This is a genomic window from Pseudoduganella sp. RAF53_2 (genome assembly GCF_052113985.1).
Classification (GTDB): domain Bacteria; phylum Pseudomonadota; class Gammaproteobacteria; order Burkholderiales; family Burkholderiaceae_D; genus Rugamonas.
On sequence record NZ_JBFRDW010000299.1, the window covers coordinates 1 to 6,939 of the forward strand.

Annotated in this window: 9 protein-coding genes; 2 read left to right on the top strand and 7 right to left on the bottom strand. The window is 61.7% G+C overall.

The window, feature by feature from the left end; genetic code table 11:
* Positions 1-541, bottom strand: a 541-nt coding sequence (locus tag AB4Z11_RS17995) for a molybdopterin cofactor-binding domain-containing protein (RefSeq protein ID WP_442026623.1), incomplete at its 3' end; no start/stop codon positions are given.
* The gene (locus tag AB4Z11_RS18000) at positions 538-1,032 is read right to left on the bottom strand and encodes a (2Fe-2S)-binding protein (protein ID WP_442026625.1); all 495 of its coding nucleotides are present in this window, start codon (positions 1,030-1,032) and stop codon (positions 538-540) included. The genes AB4Z11_RS18000 and AB4Z11_RS17995, both read right to left, overlap by 4 nt.
* 147 nt (positions 1,033-1,179) lie before the next feature.
* Here AB4Z11_RS18000 and AB4Z11_RS18005 point away from each other — a divergent pair, with 147 nt between their 5' ends.
* Positions 1,180-1,779, top strand: a complete 600-nt coding sequence (locus tag AB4Z11_RS18005) for an OmpW/AlkL family protein (protein ID WP_442026627.1) — start codon at positions 1,180-1,182, stop codon at positions 1,777-1,779.
* On the opposite strand, the gene AB4Z11_RS18010 is transcribed toward AB4Z11_RS18005, so the two are convergent.
* Positions 1,776-2,234 carry a DUF2244 domain-containing protein gene (locus tag AB4Z11_RS18010; RefSeq protein WP_442026628.1) on the bottom strand — a complete coding sequence of 153 codons (459 nt, stop codon included), beginning with the start codon at positions 2,232-2,234 and terminating at the stop codon, positions 1,776-1,778. The two genes, AB4Z11_RS18005 and AB4Z11_RS18010, sit on opposite strands and share 4 nt — an antisense overlap.
* Before the next feature lie 155 nt (positions 2,235-2,389).
* Between AB4Z11_RS18010 and AB4Z11_RS18015 the strand changes: the two genes are divergently transcribed.
* Positions 2,390-4,084: a methyl-accepting chemotaxis protein gene (locus AB4Z11_RS18015; RefSeq protein ID WP_442026630.1), complete on the top strand. Its 1,695-nt coding sequence runs from the start codon at positions 2,390-2,392 to the stop codon at positions 4,082-4,084.
* Here AB4Z11_RS18015 and AB4Z11_RS18020 read toward each other — a convergent pair.
* The 4 genes from AB4Z11_RS18020 to AB4Z11_RS18035 all read right to left on the bottom strand — a co-directional run.
* Entirely contained in the window at positions 4,081-5,253 is a 1,173-nt protein-coding gene (locus AB4Z11_RS18020) for a hybrid sensor histidine kinase/response regulator (RefSeq protein WP_442026631.1), read from the bottom strand. The two genes, AB4Z11_RS18015 and AB4Z11_RS18020, sit on opposite strands and share 4 nt — an antisense overlap.
* Positions 5,243-5,857 (bottom strand): chemotaxis protein CheB, encoded by a 615-nt coding sequence (locus AB4Z11_RS18025; RefSeq protein ID WP_442026635.1) that lies wholly within the window; start codon positions 5,855-5,857, stop codon positions 5,243-5,245. Before AB4Z11_RS18025 ends, AB4Z11_RS18020 begins: the two co-directional genes overlap by 11 nt.
* Positions 5,857-6,684 carry a CheR family methyltransferase gene (locus AB4Z11_RS18030; RefSeq protein ID WP_442026632.1) on the bottom strand — a complete coding sequence of 276 codons (828 nt, stop codon included), beginning with the start codon at positions 6,682-6,684 and terminating at the stop codon, positions 5,857-5,859. The genes AB4Z11_RS18025 and AB4Z11_RS18030 overlap by 1 nt, the downstream gene beginning before the upstream one ends.
* A gap of 2 nt (positions 6,685-6,686) precedes the next feature.
* Positions 6,687-6,939: response regulator (locus AB4Z11_RS18035; protein WP_442026634.1), on the bottom strand; the 253-nt coding region annotated here is incomplete at its 5' end.

Sequence of the window (6,939 nt, forward strand, 5' to 3'; positions counted from 1 at the left end):
CGGTGGGCGCCTGCAGCTTGCCTGCCGCGTCGGACACCGCACCATACGTCAGCTTGCGGCCGGACGGCTTGTGCGTGATCACGCTCTTCTCGGCGACGCATTCAGTGACCGGCACATTCCATTGATTGGCCGCAGCCTGCACCAGCATCATGCGCGCGGCAGCGCCGCCCTTGCGCACATATTCATGCGACTCGCGCACGCCGCGGCTGCCGCCGGTGGAGAAGCTGCCCCACACGCGGTTGCGCGCCAGCTGCTGGCCCGGCGTCGGATATTCGGTGGTGACCTTGGACCAGTCGGCATCCAGTTCTTCGGACACCAGCTGCGCCAGACCGGTCAGCGTGCCCTGTCCCATTTCGGAACGGGCGATGCGGATCACAATGGTGTCGTCAGGCTTCACGACCACCCAGGCGTTGATTTCCGGCGCGATGGTTTCCTGCGCCACGGCGTCAAACGGAATATGGAAACCGAACATCAGGCCCGCGGCAGCGCCGGCCGATTTGCCCAGGAAGCTGCGGCGTGATGGGGATGCGATCTCGCTCATGCCTTGCTCCCTTCGACAATGTTCAGGCCCGCGCTCTTCACATCGCCGCCTTTTGCGACCACGTGAATGGCCTTGCGCACGCGGTTGTAGGTGCCGSAGCGGCAGATATTGGTCATGGCCGCGTCGATATCGGCATCCGTCGGGTGTGGCTTTTGTTTCAGCAGCGCGCTGGCGGCCATGATCATGCCGGACTGGCAGAAGCCGCACTGCGGCACGTCCAGCGCAGCCCAGGCCTTCTGCACCGGATGCGAGCCGTCCTTGGACAAGCCTTCAATGGTCACGATCTTCGATTTTGCATCCACCGTGGAGACAGGACGCACGCAGCTGCGGGTCGGCTCGCCATCGATGTGCACCGTGCAGGCGCCGCATTGGGCGATGCCGCAGCCGTACTTGGTGCCGGTCAGTCCCAGCTGTTCCCGTAACACCCACAGGAGCGGCGTATCTTCCTCCGCCTCGAATTCGTGAACCTGTCCATTGACGTTCAATTTCATGCCTGCCTCCAGTGGTGGGAATTCATCGCGTCGAATATTACTCCCGTTTTTTGCTTCGCGTGTTCATTCAGGCAATTTTGATTTGTATCAATGATTTTGCTGCACCGCGTCAATAAACTGGCCTCGTTTATATGACGAGGAAATGACATGAAACGAGTAGTGATGACGATGATTCTGGCAGCGCTGTCCCTTAACGCAATGGCTGAAACGCCCTGGCTGCTCAGGGCGCGCGCGGTGTATCTCGATCCGGCGGACAAGTCCGATCCGGTGGGCGGAGTGGGCGCTTCCGACCGCATCAGTGTGAGTTCCAGGACGATACCCGAGGTGGACGTCTCCTATTTCTTCACGCCGAATATCGCGGTGGAGCTGGTGCTCACCTACCCGCAAAAGCACACCGTCTACCTGGACGGCAATGCGATCGGCACCTTCAAACACCTGCCGCCCACGTTGATGGCGCAATATCACTTCCTGCCGGATGGGCAGGTCAGCCCCTACCTCGGCGCAGGCGTGAACTGGACCACCTTCTCGAAGAATAAGATGATGAGCGGCGCCGCCAGCCTGGAACATGACAGCGTGGGCCTGGCCGTGCAGGCAGGCGCGGACGTGAAGCTGACCCGCAACTGGTCGCTGAACTTCGACGTGAAGAAGGTGCAGATCCGCAGCGACGTGCTGCTCAACGGCGCAAAAATCAGCAAGGCCAAGGTTGACCCTGTGCTAGTGGCCGTCGGCGTCGGCTACCGTTTCTAAGCGCTGGTGATCGCGTAGCGCAATTCCTGCGCCAGCGCGCGGCGGTGGGGGATGGTGGCGAAGGTGCCGATGTCCACGGCCACGCCACGCGATTCGAGGTGGATCAGTTCACCATACCGCTGCGGCATTTGCAGGCGCAGCCAGTGGCAGTCCAGTGTCACGCTGCGCAGGCGCCCCGCGCTGACCTGCTCCACCACCAGATGGCCGTTGGCGAGGACGATGTGTTCATAGTCAGTGGCATGCCGCGCGTAGTAAAGGAAGGCGGCGGCAACGGCCGTCATCTCCAGCACGGTGAAGATGAGGATGTGCCAGAACCCGACGATCAGGAATGCACCCGCCACGCTGAACGACAGCGCGCACATCACCACATAGGCGATACCCAGCTGCCCCGGCGTGAGCGAGCAATTCCGCCGCAGCAGCCACTCCCTTTCTTCCATTGGCAGGTCGCGTTTCACCTGGAATCTCCCGGCAATCCACACGACCCTATTCTATGACAGAAATGTCATGATCAAAGACACAAAGACGCGTTGTTTCTCTGCGACAAGCAGGCGGTTTTTCGGTAAAACCACCTCTTAATTGGCGAGAATAAGGGTTCCACAGAGGGGGACTCATGTCATTTGCCAATTTGAAAATCGGTGCCCGGCTTGGGCTGGGGTTTGCGGCGGTACTTGCGCTGCTGGTCATTATGCTGGCGATGGGGCTGGGCGGCATGTCGCGTATCGGCAGCCGCACGCAGGATATCGTTTCGGACAAAAACGTGAAAATGGCAGCCGCCAATGACATGGTGGACAACGTCCGCAATATCACGCTGGCCCTGACGACCATGATCGTCGTGCCAAGCACGCCGCAGGTCGAGGAGCAGCTGGCCAAAGTGGGTGACGCACGCAAGAAATACGGCAAGGCGAAGGAGGTCCTGGCCAGCAAGATCGCTACCGACAAGGAGAAGGAGCTGCTGGCGAACGTGGAAGCGGCGCTGAAGGAAGGCGCCGAAAAGAATAACCGCGTCATCCAGCTGCGCAAGGATGGCGAGATCCAGGACGCGACGGAGGCGCTGCTGAAAGACGCCGGTCCGGTCCAGGCCAAAGCCCTGGCCGCACTGGATGCGCTGATCGACTACGAAGCCAGGCAGGTTGAGAACTCGGGCAAGGAAGTGGATGCGGTCTATTCCAGTTCGCAAACCATGTTGATTACCCTGGGCACGCTGGCGGTACTGATCGGCGCCGCCGTCGCCTGGTTCATTACGCGCTCGATCACCGCGCCGATCAACGAAGCGGTCGAAGTTGCTGAAACGGTGGCTTCCGGCGACCTGTCCTCGCAAATCGATGCATCGCGCGGCGATGAAACAGGCCGCCTGCTGAAGGCGCTGAAGTCGATGAACGATGCGCTGCTGAACGTGGTTTCGCAAGTGCGTACCGGCACCGATGCCATCACCACCGCCTCGGGCGAAATCGCGGCGGGCAATCTCGACCTGTCTTCCCGCACCGAGCAGCAAGCCAGCTCGCTGGAGGAAACCGCGTCCTCGATGGAGGAGCTGACGTCCACCGTGAAGCAAAATGCGGATAACGCACGCCAGGCCAACACGCTGGCCGTCAGCGCATCCGAAGTGGCGAGCAAAGGCGGCGACATCGTGGCGCAAGTGGTGTCCACCATGGGCACGATCAACGATTCTTCGCGCAAGATCGTGGACATCATTTCCGTCATCGACGGCATCGCGTTCCAGACCAATATCCTGGCGCTGAACGCCGCCGTTGAAGCAGCGCGCGCCGGAGAGCAGGGCCGTGGTTTCGCCGTGGTGGCGACCGAGGTGCGCAATCTGGCGCAGCGTTCGGCGGCTGCCGCCAAGGAAATCAAGGAGCTGATCTCGGCCTCCGTGGCGAATGTGGAAGAAGGATCGCGCCTGGTGAACAACGCCGGCCAGACCATGGGCGATATCGTGGACAGCATTCAGCGCGTGACGGACATCATGGGCGAGATCACCTCCGCCTCGCAGGAACAGACCCTGGGTATCGAGCAGATCAACGCCGCCATCTCGCAGATGGACGAGGTGACGCAGCAGAATGCGGCTCTGGTTGAAGAGGCAGCCGCCGCCTCGCAGAGTATGCAGGAGCAGGCGGGCAATCTGGTCTCCGTGGTGAGCTTCTTCAAGACGGGCCACGGCGCCGCTGCGGCCGCAGTCCGCAAGCCAGCGCCGGTGCAGGTCTCCGTGCGTCCCGCTGCGGCGGCACATGCGGTGGTGGCCCGTCCGGCACCCGCAAAGCGCGCCGCGCCGGTACAGCAAGCCGAAGATAGCTGGGAAGAGTTTTAAGCCGCAACCGCCTCGCGCGGCAGGATCACCGTGAACACCGAGCCTTCACCCGGCTTGCTGCGCACGGACAGCGATCCGCCGTGCGCTTCCACCAGCTGGCGCGAGATGTAGAGACCAAGACCCAGGCCAGCTGGCGCCTCATTCGCCGCCGCGCGTTCGAAGGGCTCGAAAATGCGCGGCTGCATATCGTCCGGAATGCCGATGCCCTGGTCGGTCACATCGATGCATGCGGCCTTGCCGTCCGATGTCAGGCGAATCTCGATCGGTTTGCCGCCGCCATAACGCAGGGCATTGGTCAGCAGGTTCACGATCACCTGCTCGATGCGGAACTCGTCCCAACACCCCATCACAGGCGTAGGTGCATCAAGCACCAGCGGGCTGCCCACTTCCGCCGCGGCGCGTGACAGATCGCTGGCCACGCGCGCCAGCAGTGCCGCCAGATCCATATCACAAGGCCGGATCGACAGCATGCCGCTACGCATGCGCGACACATCCAGCATGTCCTCAATCAGGCGGATCATGGCGTGGATCTGGCGCTCGTCGCGTGCCACCATGCGCTCCAGCTGTTCGGGATCGCGCGCTTCCGGCTTGCCCGAAGCCAGCTGCATCTTGCGCATCTGCGTTTCGAGATACAGCGTATTCAATGGCGTGCGCAACTCGTGCGCCACCAGGGACATGAAGTCGTCGCGCGCCTTCAGCGCATGCTGCAGCTCCTCCTGCGTAGCGTGCAGCTGGCGCACGATGGCTACCTGTTCTTCGACGCGGCGCCGGACCTCCTGCTTCTGCTTGTGCAGGTCCACGAAAACATTGACCTTGCTCTTTACAGCATCCGGATCGAGAGGCTTGTGCAGGAAATCGACCGCGCCGGCTTCGTAGCCTTTGAAGGCATAATTCAGCTCCCGTCCCGCCGCGCTGACAAACACGATGGGAATGTGACGGGTCTTCTCCATGCCGCGCATCAGCTCCGCCAGTTCGAAGCCGTCCATATCCGGCATCTGCACATCGAGAATGGCCAATGCGAATTCATGTTCCAGCAGCAGGGCGAGCGCCTGCTCACCGGAAGTCGCCTGATGGATCACGCGATCGTCGGCACGAATCAATGCATGCAGTGCACGCAGATTCTCCGCCAGATCGTCCACCAGCAGCACATTGACAGGCTCATTCAACATTCTTCTTCTCCAGCATGAGCAACAGCCGCTGGATATCCTCCAGCGGCAGCACCAGGTCCGGCGTGCGGACACGTATCGCGTGCCGCGGCATTGCATCGACTTCCGCTTCCTGCGGGTCCYGCACCACGGTCAGCCCGCCCGCCTTGCCGATGGCTGCCAGGCCCGCAGCCCCGTCTTCATTGGCGCCTGTGAGCAGAATGCCCACCAGCGCCGGACCATAGGCATCCGCCGCCGTCTCCATAGTGACGTCGATGGATGGCCGGGCAAAGTGCACGGGCGCCTCGCAACTTAAGGCAAAACTGTCGGCATCTTCCAGCAAAAGATGATATCCGGCCGGCGCAAAGTAAAGAGTACCCGGAACCACCTCGTCCTTGTCGCCCGCTTCGCGTACCGGTACAGCCAGGCGCTGCTGAAACACTTCCGCCAGCTGACTTTGCCGGCCCGGCATCACGTGCAGTACGGCGATGATCGGCACCCTGTAGCCCTTAGGCAGGCCAGGCAGCATGTGCAGCAGCGCGCTCACGCCGCCGGCGGATGCGCCGATCACCACCGCCTCTACTTCGCGTCCCTTCAGTGCCTGCTCCAGTGAAGGCGGATGTTCCATCATAGCTTCCTGAACAGCCGTTCGCGCTTGACGATCGGCTCGAAGCGCCGCGCGTACGTCGAGAAATCGATGCTCTCCTTGCTGCCCAGGCCAAGAAAGCCGCGATGGCACAGCGATTCATGGAACAGCCCGAGCGCCCGCTCCTGCAGTGTCTTCTTAAAGTAGATCATCACATTGCGGCAGCTGATGAATTGCGTCTCCGCGAACACGGTGTCCGTCGCCAGGCTGTGGTCCGCAAAGGTCACGTTCTCGCACAGGCTGCGGTCGAACAGGGCAGCGTTGTAGGCCGCCGTGTAGTAATCCGAGAAAGCGCACTTGCCGCCCGCCGCCTGGTAGTTGGCGGTGTAGGACCGCATATTTTCGAGCGGGAACACGCCCTTCTTCGCTTTCTCCAGCGACTGCGGATTGATGTCGGTGGCGTAGATGATGCTGCGCTCCAGCAGTCCTTCTTCCTTGAGCAGAATCGCCAGGGAATGCACTTCCTCGCCGGTGCTGCATCCGGCCACCCAGATCTTCAGCGAGGGGTAGGTGCTCAGCACCGGAATCACATGCTCGCGCAGCGCCGCGTAGTAGGAAGGGTCGCGGAACATCTCCGTGACGGGAATGGTCAGGAATTGCAATAGCTGGCTGAAGGCTTCCGGCTCATGCACCACGCGCGACTGCAGCGCCGAGATCGTGGCGCAGCCCATCTCGCGCAAGGCGTGCGTCACGCGGCGCTTCTGCGATGCGTGGGTGTAATCGCGGAAGTCGTAGCTGTACTTCAGATAGATCGTTTCCATCAGCATTTTCAGCTCGATATCAACGTCGCTGTGGTGTTGCTTATGCATCGTCACACCCGATCCATGGCCGGCATCCAGACGCGCAGCAGCGAATACAGGCGCGACAGATCAATCGGCTTGGCCAGATAGTCGCTGGCGCCCGCGGCCAGGCATTGTTCCTGATCGTCCTTCATGGCCTTGGCCGTGATGACGATGACGGGCAGGCGCGCAAAGCGCTGGTCGGCGCGGATACGGCGCGTGGCYTCCAGGCCGTCCATGCCGGGCATCATGATGTCCATCAGGACCAGATCGATGTCAGGCACT